Raw genomic sequence first — 14,097 nt, forward strand, 5'->3', positions numbered from 1 at the left:
TCACCGCATCGGAGACAGGAGCGCGTCGTCGAGCGCGCAATCGCGGCTCGCGTCCGCTCCGCAAGCGCGCGGCACCAGTTCCGTCGTCAGGCAAATCCGCACCTCCTGTATCCGTCCCGCCCGGCAGGTCACCGTGACGCCGTCCGGCGACAGGTCCGGGTTCGCGTCAAGGAACGCCGCCTCCACCACCTCCGCCGGCAGCGTAACCTCGCGCCCCAGATCCCGGATCGCCGGCGGCCGCATGATCGACGCATAGGCCGCGCGGGACGTCGCGAAGTAGGCCGCGGGACCGAGCCCCGAACAGGTTCCGTGCTTCTTCCATTCGTGAAAGGCGAGCCCCGCGGAGCCCATGATGTCGGCCATCCCGTCCGTCTGAGCGTGGGAGGGCGGACGCGCGGCCGTCGCGCAATATTCCGGCCAGCCCCGTTCGTGTTGCGGCCAGAGCCCGTGAAGCGTGAAGCCGTGGCCCCGGTCCGCGTCGCATTGCGGCGAGCCCCGCGCGTCGCCCTCGAGCGCGCACCAGGTCGGCGTCCAGCTCAACGACAGGACGTAGTAATCGAAATCGCCCCGCAGCTGCGCGGGGGCGGGCGTGGCGGCAAGGAGCGTCAGGAGGGCGGCGGCGAGGCGGATCATTCGGGTCTTTCGTATTGGTCGGGCGATAGGTATACAACGCGCCAGGTTCCCCGAAAGCGAGAACACGCGGCAGAGCCGCAGCCCCTGATCCGGGCGACGCGATAGTCATGTCTGAAGGATGCGATCCGATGAACAAACCCATCATGGCCAAGGCCACCGCCGTCTGGCTCGTCGACAATACCACGCTCAGCTTCCAGCAGATCGGCGATTTCTGCGATCTCCACGAGCTCGAGGTGCAGGGCATCGCCGATGGCGACGTGGCCGTCGGCGTGAAGGGCTTCGACCCGGTCGCCAACAACCAGCTCACCGCCGAGGAGATCGCGACCGCCGAGAAGAATCCGGGCCACAAGCTGCGTCTGAAGTTCAACGCCGCCGCGCAGGGCGAGGAGAAGCGCCGCGGGCCGCGCTACACGCCGCTGTCGAAGCGGCAGGACCGGCCCGCCTCGATCTTGTGGCTCGTGAAGTTCCACCCGGAGCTGACCGACGCGCAGATCTCCAAGCTCATCGGCACGACGAAGCCGACGATCCAGTCGATCCGCGAGCGCACGCACTGGAACATCCAGAACATCCAGCCGATCGACCCGGTCGCGCTCGGCCTGTGCAAGCAGAGCGAGCTCGACACCGTGGTCCAGAAGGCCGCGCAGAAGAGACTGGCCGAGGGCGAGGTGATGTCCGACGACGAGCGCCGCAAGCTCGTCTCCACCGCGCAAAGCCTCGGCGCGGAGGCCGACGACGAGCCGCGCATCCCCTCCAACATCTCCGGGCTGGAGACCTTCAGCCTCTCGGACGACGAGGAGGAAACCGACAAGCGCGACATCCGCGACGCCGACAGCTTCTTCAACATCCCCGAGGGGGAGCAGGACGAGGACAAGGATTGACGCCAGACGGGCGGAACATCGCGGTGTCGGGCACGCCGGCATGATGTCCCCCGCCCGACTCGCCACGGGAAGCCTATTCGTGGGCGTCCTCGTCCTGATCCTCAAGACCGTCGCCTGGCGGATGACGGGCTCGGTCGCGCTGTTCTCCGACGCGCTCGAGAGCATCGTGAACCTCGTCACCGCGGGCGCGGCCTTCGCCGCGATCCGCGTCGCGGCCCGCCCGGCCGACCGCAGCCATCCCTGGGGCCACCAGAAGGCGGAATACCTCGCCGCCGTGCTCGAAGGCGCCTTGATCGTCTTCGCCGCCCTCCTGATCCTGCGGGAGGCGGGGGGCGTTCTGATCTCGGGTACGGAGCGCGCACTCGAAGCGCCCTGGCCCGGCCTCGCGGTCAACGGGGCGGCCACGCTCATCAACCTTGTCTGGGCCCGCATCCTCCTGTTCGGCGGGCGGGCGGCGAACTCGGCGGCGCTCGTCGCGGACGGCCAGCACCTGATGGCCGACGTCCTCACCTCCTTCGGCGTCGCGCTCGGCATCGTCCTGGCCGGCCTTTCCGGTGTCTGGTTGCTCGATCCCCTCCTTGCCGTCGCCGTGGCGATCAACGTGCTCTGGTCCGGCTGGATCGTGATCCGCGCGACGCTGCCCGGCCTGCTCGACGCGGCCCTGCCGCCCGAGGATCAGGCGGCCATCCGCGCGAAGATCGCCGAGGTCGGCGGCGGCGCGGTGCAGGCGCACGACCTGCGCACCCGCAGCGACGGACGCGTCACCTTCATCGATTTCCACCTGATCGTGCCGGGCGACATGCGCGTCGACGCGGCGCACGCGATCTGCGACCGGATCGAGACGAGGCTGCACCAGTCGCGCCCGAATGCCAGCGTCACCATCCATGTCGAGCCGGAGCACAAGGCGAAGGACGCGGATCAGCGCGACGTGGTCCTGATCGGGCCGACGCCCCAAGGCGATTAGGCATGCGTCGTTCCCGCCGACGGGCCCTGCCGGGCGGCGTGGCGGCATCGCGTGAGGTTTGATTTCGCGGCGCATCCGCCCTTGGCCATAGGCGTCCGGCCCCGCCGCGACCGGCGCTGGCTGGCAGCATGTTCGTAACCCGTTGCCCGGGTTCTCCGAACGCCCGGCCTTTCGACCGCCATCGGCCCCGAGACCCTGTCGAGGATCGACGGCCTCGTGCCGGCGGGACAATACGCGGATCGCGGGGACGCGATCCGGACCTTTCTGCGCGCGGCTCTTGACCGCGATTGCGACGCCGCGCCGGCAAGCCGGCGCGAGACCGCAAGATGGTATGTCACGAGCTTCTCGCGGCTGCCGCGTTCCTCTCCGGCGGCATCTCCATCGCGATCCGGAGCGCGCTCGCTCCCTGCCTGAATGCCCTGCTTCCCGGCGGGAATATCACGACGTTCGAACCGCTCTAGGCTGCCTCCTCGAAGGCAGAGACCGCGAATTACGTGAACGTCGCGGAAGATCGATCCGCTGGGCCCGCGCGGCCGGGCGAGGGCAGGCGCCGCGGGCGGATGGCGGGAGGTCACGCTCGACGGCCCGCCCTGCGCGGGCCTCACCCTCACGATGCCCGCCCGGCTGATCCTCGACCCGGACCGACGACGCCGGCGTTCGGCGGCGCGATCTAGCCGCGCAGCTGCGATGCCTCCCGGCGCGCCTCGCGCAGGCCTTCCATCGCCGCGCGCAGCTCCGCCTCGGTGCTGGACAGCTTGCGCAGCAATTCCTGTTCGCGCAGATGCAGGTAGGCGATCGCCTCGTCGCGCTGCTCCTCGGCGTCGTGCAGCGCCTTCGCCATCCCCTCCAGCTCGGCCACATCGGACACCGTCACCCGGCTGAACCGGTGAACGAGCCAGGAGGCGAACCAGCCCAGGACGAAGGCGACGAAAAGGACGAGCGCGATCGCGACGACGAACTCGGTGCGATTCATTCCGTCCGCCCTTCGGTCCCGTCCTCCGGCTGCGTCGCCGCGTCGGCGGCCGCCTCGGGCGTGGCGGGCGTCGCCGCCTCGACCGCCGCGTCGTCGAGGCGTTCGCCCGCCTGCGGTGCCGTGATCCGCGGGCTGGCGGCCCAGTCTTCCTGCTCGCGACGCCCGAGCAGGGTGAACGTGATGCGCCGGTTCGCCTCGCGCCCCGCCTCGGTGCCGTTGTCGGCGATGGGCTGCGTCTCGCCGTAGCCTTCGGCCACAAGCTGCCGGGGCGACACGCCCCGGGAGACGAGGGCGTTGCGCACCGCTTCCGCCCGCGCCTGGCTCAGCTCGAGGTTCATGACCTCGCGGCCCTGACTGTCGGTATGGCCACCGATCTCGAAATAGGCACGCTTGCAGGTGTCGAGCTGGTCGGCCAGCCGCCCGATCTGCCCCTCGCCGGCCGCCTCGATCACCGGCTCGCCCGGGGCGAAGGTCAGCTTCTGCTCGGTCAGGATCGCATTCAGCCGGGTCTCGCATTCCTCGGGCGTCGGAATGTTGAGGAGCGGATCGAGCTCCTCGTCGTAGGTGACCTCGATCCGGTAATCGGCCTCCGCGCCCAGCTTGTCGGACAACAGGCCCGCGATCTCCGCCTCGGCTTCGGCATTGCCGGTGACGCCGCGCAGCACGACCAGATCGGGCTGCACCACCGCCGTCCCGCTGGCAAGACGGGAGAGCCCCTCCATTCCGGCCAGGACACGGGCGGGCCAGCCCTCCGGCAGATCGCTGTCCGCGCGCGTGGCGACGTAGGTGTTCGCCACGCCGAAAAGGCCGCGCCCATAGCTTACCACCGCGGCCTTCTGCGCCTCGTCGTAGAGCCGCCCGCGAAGTTCCACCTGCCCTTCCGGCGCGAGCGTGGCGACGAATTCGGGGGCGGGTTCGGCGTCATCCGTGCCATCCGCATCCGCCGGCTCGGGCCGGACGGCGGAAAGCACGAAGAGCTCCGGCAGCGCCGTTTCGAGCTCGGAGGCGACCGTGTCGAAGAGATCGGGGGCGACCCCCTCCTCCGTCACCAGGGAGACATCCGCGTCCGACAGCGTGAGCGAGCCGCCGCCCAGACGGTCCAGCGCCTCGATCCCGAGGGCCGCGGCTTCCCCCCAGTTCGCCGAGGGCACGCCCAGCCCCATGACGCAATCCGTCTTGCCCTCGAACCCGGTCGCGCGCAGCGCCGCGACGATGCGCGCTTCCGCCTCGGCGCTGTCGACGGCGCAGGCGGTCAGACGGCGCAGGCCCGTCGCCGGCATGACGTAGCGCAGCGTGAACGGCGCGATAACCGGGCGCGGCGCGGCGATGTCGAGGGTCAGCGCGACCCCCTCGGGGGTCGTGGCCTCCAGCTTCCCCTCCAGCGCCCGCTTCGCCGCGTCGCTGTCGGCCACCGCCGTCACGGTGACGCGGCCCGGTTCGACCGAAATCTTGGCGCGCGGCATCTCCTCGATCGCGGCCATCGCGAAGCGCAGCGTCGCGGTCCAGTCGTCGGGGACGGGATGATCGGCCGTCTCCACCATGTTGGTGACCTCGAGCGCGTCGCCGCCGACCTCCGCGAGCAGATCGTCGATCGCCTCCGGCCCACCCTCCGCCGGGACGAGACCGATAAGCGACACGCCGGTGTCGTTGCGCAGGATCTCCAGCGAGAAGCGTGGCGGCGTGACCGGACGCGCCGGCGCGACCTGCATCTGGTCGATCACGCGCGACGCATCGACCACGGCACCGGCCGCGGTGATCGCGCGGAAGCGGGCCGGCTCGTCGGGCGCGGTGCCGCGGAGCACGAGCTGCAGCCCGTCCGTCTCCACCTCGACCCAGTCGAGCCCTTCGGCTCCGAGCGCGGCGGCGGCGGCCGCGCGTGAGCTGTCCTCCAGGTAATCCGCCGCGACCAGCGCGCCGCCTGCGGAAGCCGCGACGGCGAAGGTGAAGGCGACGAACGTGACGATCGTGCGTTTACGGATCATGGGACCCCGGCATGTCTGGTACGGCGGCGCCTGATTAACCAGACGCCGGCCCGGGAGCAATCAGACGAGGGCGGCGGCAGCGAAAAACGGCAGGAGGAGGAGGCCCGCCGCGCGGTTCGACCGGAACACCCGCAGGCAGTTCGCCGAATCCGCGATGTCGAGCCGCCGCGCCTGCCGCGCCAGATGCGCGCCCATCAGGGCGACCCCCGGCAGCGCGATGGCCGCGCCCGCCGCAGGCAGCGCGGCGAGCACGGCCGCCGCGAGAAGCAGAACCGTCGCCACCGCGAAGGCCGCGAGCCAGGGGCCGGGCCTGTCGCCGAAGCGCCGCGCCGTCGACTTCACCCCGATCAGCGCGTCGTCCTCGACGTCCTGATAGGCGTAGATCGTGTCGTAGAAGAGCGTCCACGCGATCCCGCCCAGATAAAGAAGGACCGGCGGCCAGCCGAGCGCGCCCGCATGCGCCGCCCAGACCAGAAGCGCGCCCCAATTGAACGCGATCCCGAGAAAGACCTGCGGCCACCAGGTGAAGCGCTTGGCGAACGGATAGATCGCGACCGGCAGGAGCGACAGGACGCCCAGCGCGATGGCCGCCGGGTCGAAGGTGAGAAGGATCGCGAGGGCCGCCAGCGATTGCGCCGCGAGCCACAGGAGCGCCCGGCGGAGCGGGACCTGCCCCGAGGGGATCGGTCGCGACCGTGTCCGCGCCACGCGCGCGTCGATGTCGCGGTCGGTGACGTCGTTCCAGGTGCAGCCTGCGCCGCGCATCAGGAACGCCCCCAGCGCGCAGCCCCCGGCGATCCAGAGGTCGAACCAGCGGAACCCCGTCGCCGCCACCGCCAGCGTGAGCCCCCACCAGCACGGGATGAGCAGGAGCCACGTCCCGATCGGCCGGTCCGCGCGCGACAGCCTGAGATAGGGTCGCCAGGCCGCGGGCGCCCGCCGGTCGACCCAGTTGCCCTTGACGGCATCGGCCACCTGCCCTTGATCGGGGGACGTCTGCATCGGGGGGCCTCATGGACGGCAGGGACAGTCGCGTGCGGTTGCACATAGCCGGTCCGCTCGCGCCGGGACAACCGGCCGGGCTGACGCGGGACCAGGCGCATTACCTTTCGGGCGTGATGCGGCTGTCGCCGGGCGACACGCTGACGGTGTTCGACGGCACCTCCGGCGCGTGGCGCGCGCGGATCGAGGCGGCCTCGAAGCGCGGCGGCACGCTCACGGTCGAGGCGCAGGTCGCGCCGCAACGGAACCCGCCCGATCTCTGGCTCCTGTTCGCGCCGATCAAGAAGGCGCGGACCGATTTCATCGTGGAGAAGGCGTGCGAGCTCGGCGCCGCGCGCATCCTGCCGGTCGCGACCGATCACACCAATTCCGAGCGCATCCGTCGCGACCGGCTTCAGGCCCATGCGGTCGAGGCGGCGGAGCAATGCGGCGGGACCTACGTGCCGGAGGTCGCCGAGATCGCGCCGCTCGCCCGCCTCCTCGACGATTGGCCCGGGGACCGCGCGCTCGTCTTCTGCGACGAGGCGCTGTCGGAGGACCCCGTCTGGGCGGGCGACACGCAACAGGGCGGTGCGCTGCCCCCGGCCCCCGCCGCGATCCTGATCGGGCCGGAGGGCGGGTTCTCGCCGGACGAACGCGCCCGCCTCCGCGCCCATCCGCGAGCCACCGCCATCGCGCTCGGCCCCCGCATCCTGCGCGCCGACACCGCCGCCGTGGCGGCGCTGACGCTGTGGCAGGCGGCGCGGGGGGACTGGACGTGATCCCGCTCGGCGCGGCGGACAGGCCGGCGATCGAGGCGCTGCTGCGGACCCGCCCCACGGCGGCGATGTTCGCGCTTTCCAATCTGCGCGATCACCCGGACGGAAGCGCGCATCCGAACGCCACCGCCTTCTGGGGCGACGCCGCGCCGCCCCGGCGCGCGGTGCTCGGCCTGACGAATCGCGGCATGGTCCTTCCCTTCGACACCGACCCGGAGGCCGCCGCCACGGTGCTGCGCGGCCGGTCGATCACCGGCTTCGCCGGCCCGAGCGGCGTGGTCCGGCCGCTGATGCGCGCGCTGGGCCTCGAGGGACCGGCAGCCGGGCACGATGCCGACGAGCCGCAATTCCAACTCGACCTCGCCGCGCTGCGCATCCCGGACGGGGACGGCACGCTCGCGCCCCTGTCGCGCGACCGGGACCGCGCCATCGCATGGCGGCAGGATTACAACCAGGAGCTGGGGCTCGGTCCGGACGCGGAGGCGCGGGCGGCGGCGGATGTCGACGGCTGGCTCCGTGCCGACAGCCATCGGTTCCTGCTGATGGCGGGCGTTCCGGTGGCGATGACCGGGTTCAACGCCCGCCTGCCGGACATCGTGCAGGTCGGCGGCGTCTATGTCCCGCCGGAGCGGCGCCGGCGCGGTCTGGCCCGCCGCGCGGTCGCGCTGCATCTCGCGGAGGCCCGGGCGGCGGGCGTGGGACAGGCGACGCTCTTCGCGGCGTCGGAGGCGGCAGCAGCCTGCTACCGCGGGCTCGGCTTCGCGCGGATCGGCGATTACGCGCTCGTCCTCCGACCGCCCTCGGCGGCGCCGTGATCCGCCCCGAGGCCGCCGCCGCGTTCGCCCGCTGGCGCGAGACGCTGGCGGGTGCGGCGGCGCTCGCGCTCGGCCTCTGGCTGTGGCTGACCAATTTCGGCCTCCTCGCACTGTTCGGCGGCGTCCTCGTCGCGGTCGGCGCCATTCTCGTGCTTTCCGGCATCCGCCGTGCCCGGTTTTGGTCGGCGGGCGCGGCACCGGGGCTCGTGGAGGTGGACGAAGGGCGGATCACCTATCTCGGCCCGATGCTCGGCGGGTCGGTCGACCTCGATGCGCTGTCCGCGGTGACATTCCGACGCACGGCGACGGGGGAGGCGTTCTGGCGGCTCGAGCAGGAGGACGGCCCGACGCTGGTGATCCCGGAGGGCGCGGCGAACGCCGAGGTCCTGCTCGATGCGCTCGCTCCGCTGCCCGGCTTCGATACCGGCGCGATGATCCGGGCCGTGCGCGGCCGGGGCGCGAATACGACCAAGGTCTGGCAGCGGAACGCGCCCCGCGCCTTGACTTGGACCGGGCCGGGCAGCAGGTGACGGTCGCGGAACGAACCGGAGGCCTGCGATGTCCATTCCACAGACCGGCGGCGGGCCGATCGAGTCCCATGACGACCTGACGGCCTATCTGGCGTCGGGCTGCAAGCCCCGCGACCAGTGGCGGATCGGCACCGAGCACGAGAAGTTCGGCTATGCCGAGGACACCCATGCGCCGCTTCCCTATGACGGCCCCCGCTCCATCCACGCCATGCTCGCGGGCCTGCGCGACCGGTTCGGCTGGTCGCCCGTCGAGGAGAATGGCCACCTCATCGGGCTGGAGAAGGACGGGGCCAACGTCTCGCTCGAACCCGGCGGGCAGCTCGAACTGTCCGGCGCGCCGCTCGAGACGATCCACCAGACCTGCGACGAGGTGAACGATCACCTCAGCGAGGTGCAGGCCGTCGCCGACACGATCGGCGCGCGGTTCATCGGGCTCGGCGCGGCGCCGGAATGGACGCACGAGGACATGCCCCTGATGCCCAAGGGCCGCTACAAGCTCATGGACGATTATATGGGCCGCGTGGGCACGATGGGGCGGGTGATGATGCGCCGGACCTGCACCGTGCAGGTCAATATCGACTTCGGCTCCGAGGCCGATATGGTCAAGAAGCTGCGCGTGGCGATGGCGCTGCAATCGGTGGCGACGGCGCTGTTCGCGAACTCGCCGTTCTTCGAGGGTCGCCCCAACGGCCACAAGTCCTGGCGCGCCCGGGTCTGGCGCGACCTCGACCCCGACCGGACCGGCATCCCCGCCTTCGTCTTCGAGGACGGGTTCGGCTTCGAGCGCTGGACGGACTACGCGCTCGATACGCCGATGTACTTCGTCTACCGCGACGGCACCTATATCGACGCGCTCGGCCAGTCCTTCCGGGACTTCATGCGCGGCGAGTTGCCGGCCCTGCCCGGCGAGAAGCCGACCATGGCGGATTGGGCGGACCACCTCACGACGCTGTTCCCCGAGGCGCGGATCAAGAAATACATGGAGATGCGCGGCGCCGACGGGGGTCCGTGGCGTCGGCTCTGCGCCCTGCCGGCCTTCTGGGTCGGGCTTCTCTACGACGACGCCTCGCTCGACGCGGCCTGGGAACTGGCGAAGGGCTGGGACCAGGAGACACGCCTTGCCCTGCGCGTCGCGGCGAGTGTCGACGGGCTGCAGGCGGAGGCGGGCGGCGTGCGGATGCACGATCTCGCCCGTGAGCTGGTGGCCATCTCCGAGGCGGGGCTGAAAGCCCGCGCGCGGCCCGGCGCCGGCGGTCTCGTCCCCGACGAGACGCATTTCCTCAACGCTCTGAAGGAATCGGTCGAGACCGGCAAGGCGCCGGCGGACGAGCTGCTCGACGACTATCACGGCCCCTGGGCGGGAGACCTGTCGCGGATCTACGCGGAGCGCAGCTACTGAGCGGGCGGCCGGATGCCTGAAACGCGCCGCGCATCTCGTTCGGCTTCGAGGCGGGCCTCTGCTATGTCCAACGCAGAATCGGACATTGCAAAGGAGGTCATCCCATGATCCGTACGTTTCTCATCGCGCTGCCGCTTGCCGCGGCGCTTGCCGGTTGCCAGCAGCCGAACCAGGGCGCGCTGACCGGCGCGGCCCTCGGCGCGGCAACCGGCGTCGCGGTGTCGGGCGACGACGACCGCGCGACCGGCGCACTGGTCGGCGGCGCCATCGGCGCGGCGGCGGGCAACTATGTCGGGCGCGACCGCAACCAGCCCGGCTCCTGCCTTTACGAGCGCCCCGACGGCTCGCGCTTCTACGCCACCTGCCGCTGAGACGGAGCGGACCGGCCCGCCCCCTCAGGGGGCGGGCACGAGGTTCAGCAAGAAGGCGACGACCTTGGCGGCCGACATCTCGCAGGGGCGCAGGCGCGGCCCCGCGTCGAGCCGGTAGAGGTTGAGGCTCACGTAGTCCGACCCGTCGAGGGCGTGGGCCACCAGCTTTTCCGACGCGCCGCCGGCATGGAGCGTGCGGCTGACGAGCCAGTCCTTGCCGCCGGAGCGCCCCCGGAACGTGCCGAGCGGCAGCGCCTCCAGCGCGGCCGCCGCCTCCGCCGCCTGCGTCACGTCCGCTTCGAGGCGCCGATCCGCGGCTCTTCCCCCGCCCGGATGCGCCGGATGTTGTGGCGGTGGAAGACGACGATCAGCGCCGCGAAGAACGCCATCAGCGCCACCGCCTCCGGGTGGAGCCACCACGCCCAGAGCGGCGCCGACAGGGCCGCGACGATCGCCCCCATGGAGGAGATACGGGTCGCGAAGGCCCCGGCGAGCCACGACGCGCAGATCGCGAGGCCGAGCGGGAAGGAGAGCGCCAGCGCCGTGCCGAGGAAGGTCGCCACGGCCTTGCCGCCCCGGAAGCGCAGCCAGACCGGCCAGGCATGGCCAAGGAACGCGGCAAGCCCCGCCACCTGCGCCGCGTCGCCCCCGAGCAGCGCCCCGGCGAGGAGCGCGGCGAAGGCACCCTTCCCGGAATCGCCCAGAAGCGTCAGAAGCGCCGCCAGCTTGTTGCCGGTCCTGAGCACGTTGGTCGCGCCGATATTGCCGGATCCGACCTGCCGCAGGTCGCCCAGCCGGAACAGCCGCGCCATCACGATCCCGAACGGCACCGAGCCGAGGAGATAGGCCAGGAGCGCCACGGCGAGGAGCGCGGGGACCGGCGTCACGAAATCAGGCATGGGCCGCGTCCCGATCCCAGACGCGCACGCCTCCGACCCAGGTGCCGATCACCCGCCCCTCCATCCGCGCGCCGTCGAAGGGCGTGTTCTTGGACTTCGAGGCGAGCGTCCAGCGGTCGAGCACGAAGGGCGCGTCCGGGTCGAAGAGAACGAGGTCCGCCGGGGCGCCCACCTCCAGCGTGCCGCCCTCGAGCCCGAGCCGGCGCGCGGGGTTGCGCGACAACGCCCGCCAGAGGATCGGGAGGTCGATATGGCCGCCATGGACGAGGCGCATCGCGGCGGGCAGCAGCGTTTCGAGCCCGACCGCGCCCGGCGCCGCCTCCTCGAAGGGCAGGCGCTTCGATTCCTCGTCCTGCGGCGTGTGCATGGAGGAGATCACGTCGATCGTGCCGTCGGCCAGCGCCTCGACCGTGGCGAGGCGGTCGTCCTCCTCCCGGAGCGGCGGCACCACCTTGAAGAAGGTCCGGTAGTCGGCGACGTCGAGCACGTTGAGCGTCAGGTGGTGGATCGAGGTGCCCGCCGTCACGTCGAGCCCTTCGGCCTTGGCCCGCCGGAGCGCCGGAAGGCCGGCCGCGCAGGTCACCTGATCGAGATGGTAGGCGACCCCGGTGGCGCCGGCCAGCGCGAGATCGCGCTCCACCCCCATGCGCTCGGCCAAGGGCGAGACGCCGGGCAGACCCCGAAGGCTCGCGAACTTGCCGCTGGTGATGACGGCCCCGGCGGAAAGGCCCGGATCCTGCGGATGGCCGATCACGAGCGCGCCGAGCGAGCGGGCATAGGTGAGGCAGCGGCTCAGGATGCGGGTATCGCGCACGACATGGGTGCCGTCGGAAAAGGCCACCGCGCCCGCGTCGCGCAGAAAGCCGATCTCGACCATCTCGCGCCCGGCGCGGCCCCGGGTCAGCGTGGCCATGTGCCGGACGCGGACGGGGGATTCGGCGGCGCGGCCCCGGGCCTGCTCCAGAAGCTCGGGCGCGTCGATCACCGGGATCGTGTCGGGACGGACGACCATGGTCGTCACCCCGCCCCGCGCCGCCGCGGCGCCCGCCGTGCGGAAGCTTTCCTTGTGGCGCTCGCCCGGCTCGCCCACCTTGACGCCGATATCGACGAGGCCCGGCGCGAGGCAGCGACCGCGGCAATCGATCCGCTCCGCCGCCGGCCCGGGCCCGGCGATGCGCCCGCCCGCGACCCGCAGGTCGCCCCGCCGCTCCGTGCCGGAAACGGGATCGATCAGGCGGGCATCGGCGAAGAGCGTGGCGTCCATGCCCCCCGCGATAGCGTCGGCCCGGCCCCGGCGCAATCGAGCGCGACTCAGAGAAGGGCGAAGAGCAGCCCTGCGAGCACGAGCGCCGCCACCACGATCCAGAGGATGCGGGTCCGGTCGAGCGGCTTGCCCGCGACCGTCTCCTCGGGCGCCGCCGCGGGCCGCGGTTCCGCGGCCGGCGGCAGGTCGCGCGGGGTCGTGTCGGCCTCCGCGGGGGCGTAACTGCCGATATGGGTGAGCTCGGGGCGCGGCTCGAGCGCCGCGAGGCCGTCCAGCGCGCGCGGCGCGACGACGAGAACATCGCCCGAAAGCGCGTCGAGACGCCCCGCATCCCCTTCCATCGCGGCGGGCGGAACGTCGTGCGCCTGCGCGAGATAGGAGCGCAGGCCCATCGGGGCGACGTCGCGGACGGCGAAGACCTCGACATGGTCGGCCCCGACGGGAGCGCCGAGCGCGTCGGACACGGACGCGGTGCCGGGGGCCTCTTCGACAGGCGAGAGGTAGGTCCGGTGCGCGAGCCGCAGGCTCCCGTCGCTGATCGAGAAGACGTGGATCCGCGGATCGCGGGGCTCGAGGGGGAAGGTCATGAGGCGGCTCCGCTCTGGCTGTTCCGGAACCAACGCGGTGGACGCATGCGGGTTCGACCCTAGGCGCCGGCCCGCAGGTTCCGTGCCAGGATGTCCATCGCCGCCATGCGGACCGCCACGCCCATCTCGACCTGCTCCTGAATGACGGAGCGGTTGATGTCGTCGGCGAGCGTGCCGTCGATCTCCACCCCGCGGTTCATCGGGCCGGGATGCATCACGATGGCGTCGGGCCTGGCGTGGCGCAGCTTCCCGGCGTCGAGGCCGAAACGGTGGAAGTATTCCCGCTCCGACGGGATGAACGCGCCGTCCATCCGCTCCCGCTGGAGGCGCAGCATCATCACCACGTCGGCGTCGCGCAGCCCCTCGGCCATGTCGTCGGTGACCTCCACGCCGAGCGCCTCCACCCCGGCCGGCATCAGCGTGGGCGGGCCGACGAGGCGGACGCGGTTCTCCATCTTGCCGAGCAGGATCAGGTTCGACCGCGCCACCCGGCTGTGGGCGATGTCGCCGCAGATCGCGACGGTCAGCCGGTGCAGCCGCCCCTTCGCGCGGCGGATCGTCAATGCGTCGAGAAGCGCCTGCGTCGGATGCTCGTGCCGCCCGTCGCCCGCGTTCAGCACGGCGCAGTTCACCTTTTCGGCCAGAAGGTTCGCCGCCCCCGAATGCGGATGCCGCACGACAAGGAGGTCGGGACGCATGGCGTTCAGCGTCAGCGCCGTGTCGATCAGCGTCTCGCCCTTGTTCAGGCTCGAGGCCTGCATCGCCATGTTCATCACGTCCGCGCCGAGCCGCTTGCCCGCGATCTCGAAGCTCGCCTGCGTGCGGGTCGAGTTCTCGAAAAACATGTTGACCTGCGTAAGCCCCGCCAGCGCGGTCCCGTGCGTGTCGCCCCTGCGCGTGGCCTCCGCGTAGTGCTGCGCGAGGTCGAGAAGCTCCGTGATCTCCGCCGGGCGGAGCGGCTCGATCCCGAGAAGGTGGCGGTGCCGGAAGGACATGCCGTCTCCATGCGGCGCGGGCGGGCGGCGATCAAGCCCTTCCGGTC

Annotated in this window: 16 protein-coding genes; 7 read left to right on the plus strand and 9 right to left on the minus strand. The window is 71.8% G+C overall.

The window, feature by feature from the left end:
- Positions 1 to 633: a ribonuclease T2 gene (locus tag Q1B08_RS02025; protein WP_299813926.1), complete on the minus strand. Its 633-nt coding sequence runs from the start codon at positions 631 to 633 to the stop codon at positions 1 to 3.
- Positions 634 to 761: 128 nt separating this feature from the next.
- Between Q1B08_RS02025 and Q1B08_RS02030 the strand changes: the two genes are divergently transcribed.
- The gene (locus Q1B08_RS02030; RefSeq protein WP_299813929.1) at positions 762 to 1,511 is read left to right on the plus strand and encodes a cell cycle transcriptional regulator TrcR; all 750 of its coding nucleotides are present in this window, start codon (positions 762 to 764) and stop codon (positions 1,509 to 1,511) included.
- Between the two features lie 40 nt (positions 1,512 to 1,551).
- Positions 1,552 to 2,475 (plus strand): cation diffusion facilitator family transporter, encoded by a 924-nt coding sequence (locus Q1B08_RS02035; protein WP_299813932.1) that lies wholly within the window; start codon positions 1,552 to 1,554, stop codon positions 2,473 to 2,475.
- A 670-nt stretch (positions 2,476 to 3,145) separates the two neighbouring features.
- Here the strand turns inward: Q1B08_RS02035 and Q1B08_RS02040 are convergent.
- The 3 genes from Q1B08_RS02040 to ubiA are packed head-to-tail and all read right to left on the minus strand — an operon-like array spanning position 3,146 to position 6,432.
- The gene (locus Q1B08_RS02040; protein ID WP_299813935.1) at positions 3,146 to 3,448 is read right to left on the minus strand and encodes a hypothetical protein; all 303 of its coding nucleotides are present in this window, start codon (positions 3,446 to 3,448) and stop codon (positions 3,146 to 3,148) included.
- Positions 3,445 to 5,430: an OmpA family protein gene (locus tag Q1B08_RS02045; protein WP_299813938.1), complete on the minus strand. Its 1,986-nt coding sequence runs from the start codon at positions 5,428 to 5,430 to the stop codon at positions 3,445 to 3,447. Before Q1B08_RS02045 ends, Q1B08_RS02040 begins: the two co-directional genes overlap by 4 nt.
- Before the next feature lie 60 nt (positions 5,431 to 5,490).
- Positions 5,491 to 6,432: a 4-hydroxybenzoate octaprenyltransferase gene (gene ubiA / locus Q1B08_RS02050; protein WP_299813941.1), complete on the minus strand. Its 942-nt coding sequence runs from the start codon at positions 6,430 to 6,432 to the stop codon at positions 5,491 to 5,493.
- Between the two features lie 11 nt (positions 6,433 to 6,443).
- Between ubiA and Q1B08_RS02055 the strand changes: the two genes are divergently transcribed.
- The 5 genes from Q1B08_RS02055 (at position 6,444) to Q1B08_RS02075 (ending at position 10,305) form a co-directional block, all read left to right on the plus strand.
- On the plus strand, positions 6,444 to 7,193 hold the full coding sequence (locus Q1B08_RS02055) for a 16S rRNA (uracil(1498)-N(3))-methyltransferase (protein ID WP_299813944.1): 750 nt from the start codon (positions 6,444 to 6,446) through the stop codon (positions 7,191 to 7,193).
- On the plus strand, positions 7,190 to 8,005 hold the full coding sequence (locus tag Q1B08_RS02060; RefSeq protein ID WP_299813947.1) for a GNAT family N-acetyltransferase: 816 nt from the start codon (positions 7,190 to 7,192) through the stop codon (positions 8,003 to 8,005). The genes Q1B08_RS02055 and Q1B08_RS02060 overlap by 4 nt, the downstream gene beginning before the upstream one ends.
- Positions 8,002 to 8,535, plus strand: coding sequence for a hypothetical protein (locus Q1B08_RS02065; RefSeq protein WP_299813950.1), 534 nt, complete (start codon positions 8,002 to 8,004; stop codon positions 8,533 to 8,535). The genes Q1B08_RS02060 and Q1B08_RS02065 overlap by 4 nt, the downstream gene beginning before the upstream one ends.
- A 28-nt stretch (positions 8,536 to 8,563) precedes the next feature.
- The gene (locus tag Q1B08_RS02070; protein ID WP_299813953.1) at positions 8,564 to 9,934 is read left to right on the plus strand and encodes a glutamate--cysteine ligase; all 1,371 of its coding nucleotides are present in this window, start codon (positions 8,564 to 8,566) and stop codon (positions 9,932 to 9,934) included.
- A 104-nt stretch (positions 9,935 to 10,038) separates the two neighbouring features.
- Complete coding sequence (locus Q1B08_RS02075; protein ID WP_299813956.1) at positions 10,039 to 10,305, plus strand: glycine zipper domain-containing protein; 267 nt, start codon at positions 10,039 to 10,041, stop codon at positions 10,303 to 10,305.
- A gap of 24 nt (positions 10,306 to 10,329) precedes the next feature.
- Here the strand turns inward: Q1B08_RS02075 and Q1B08_RS02080 are convergent, their stop codons facing one another.
- From Q1B08_RS02080 to Q1B08_RS02100, 5 genes are read right to left on the minus strand one after another with little or no spacing between them, the layout of a single operon-like run.
- Positions 10,330 to 10,596 (minus strand): hypothetical protein, encoded by a 267-nt coding sequence (locus tag Q1B08_RS02080; protein ID WP_299813958.1) that lies wholly within the window; start codon positions 10,594 to 10,596, stop codon positions 10,330 to 10,332.
- The gene (gene plsY, locus Q1B08_RS02085; RefSeq protein WP_299813961.1) at positions 10,593 to 11,204 is read right to left on the minus strand and encodes a glycerol-3-phosphate 1-O-acyltransferase PlsY; all 612 of its coding nucleotides are present in this window, start codon (positions 11,202 to 11,204) and stop codon (positions 10,593 to 10,595) included. The genes Q1B08_RS02080 and plsY overlap by 4 nt, the downstream gene beginning before the upstream one ends.
- Positions 11,197 to 12,468, minus strand: a complete 1,272-nt coding sequence (pyrC, locus tag Q1B08_RS02090) for a dihydroorotase (RefSeq protein WP_299813963.1) — start codon at positions 12,466 to 12,468, stop codon at positions 11,197 to 11,199. The genes plsY and pyrC overlap by 8 nt, the downstream gene beginning before the upstream one ends.
- A 47-nt stretch (positions 12,469 to 12,515) precedes the next feature.
- Positions 12,516 to 13,055, minus strand: a complete 540-nt coding sequence (locus Q1B08_RS02095) for a hypothetical protein (protein WP_299813966.1) — start codon at positions 13,053 to 13,055, stop codon at positions 12,516 to 12,518.
- A gap of 59 nt (positions 13,056 to 13,114) precedes the next feature.
- Positions 13,115 to 14,050: an aspartate carbamoyltransferase catalytic subunit gene (locus Q1B08_RS02100; RefSeq protein WP_299813969.1), complete on the minus strand. Its 936-nt coding sequence runs from the start codon at positions 14,048 to 14,050 to the stop codon at positions 13,115 to 13,117.
- Positions 14,051 to 14,097: the final 47 nt, after the last annotated feature.

The organism is uncultured Jannaschia sp. (assembly GCF_947494025.1).
Taxonomy (GTDB): domain Bacteria; phylum Pseudomonadota; class Alphaproteobacteria; order Rhodobacterales; family Rhodobacteraceae; genus Jannaschia.

Excerpts from the sequence above, each read along its gene's own strand:
- Q1B08_RS02025 (WP_299813926.1), bottom strand. The coding sequence starts at position 633 with ATGATCCGCCTCGCCGCCGCCCTCCTGACGCTCCTTGCCGCCACGCCC.
- Q1B08_RS02030 (WP_299813929.1), top strand. The coding sequence starts at position 762 with ATGAACAAACCCATCATGGCCAAGGCCACCGCCGTCTGGCTCGTCGAC.
- Q1B08_RS02035 (WP_299813932.1), top strand. The coding sequence starts at position 1,552 with ATGATGTCCCCCGCCCGACTCGCCACGGGAAGCCTATTCGTGGGCGTC.
- Q1B08_RS02040 (WP_299813935.1), bottom strand. The coding sequence starts at position 3,448 with ATGAATCGCACCGAGTTCGTCGTCGCGATCGCGCTCGTCCTTTTCGTC.
- Q1B08_RS02045 (WP_299813938.1), bottom strand. The coding sequence starts at position 5,430 with ATGATCCGTAAACGCACGATCGTCACGTTCGTCGCCTTCACCTTCGCC.
- ubiA (WP_299813941.1), bottom strand. The coding sequence starts at position 6,432 with ATGCAGACGTCCCCCGATCAAGGGCAGGTGGCCGATGCCGTCAAGGGC.
- Q1B08_RS02055 (WP_299813944.1), top strand. The coding sequence starts at position 6,444 with ATGGACGGCAGGGACAGTCGCGTGCGGTTGCACATAGCCGGTCCGCTC.
- Q1B08_RS02070 (WP_299813953.1), top strand. The coding sequence starts at position 8,564 with ATGTCCATTCCACAGACCGGCGGCGGGCCGATCGAGTCCCATGACGAC.
- Q1B08_RS02075 (WP_299813956.1), top strand. The coding sequence starts at position 10,039 with ATGATCCGTACGTTTCTCATCGCGCTGCCGCTTGCCGCGGCGCTTGCC.
- plsY (WP_299813961.1), bottom strand. The coding sequence starts at position 11,204 with ATGCCTGATTTCGTGACGCCGGTCCCCGCGCTCCTCGCCGTGGCGCTC.
- pyrC (WP_299813963.1), bottom strand. The coding sequence starts at position 12,468 with ATGGACGCCACGCTCTTCGCCGATGCCCGCCTGATCGATCCCGTTTCC.
- Q1B08_RS02095 (WP_299813966.1), bottom strand. The coding sequence starts at position 13,055 with ATGACCTTCCCCCTCGAGCCCCGCGATCCGCGGATCCACGTCTTCTCG.
- Q1B08_RS02100 (WP_299813969.1), bottom strand. The coding sequence starts at position 14,050 with ATGTCCTTCCGGCACCGCCACCTTCTCGGGATCGAGCCGCTCCGCCCG.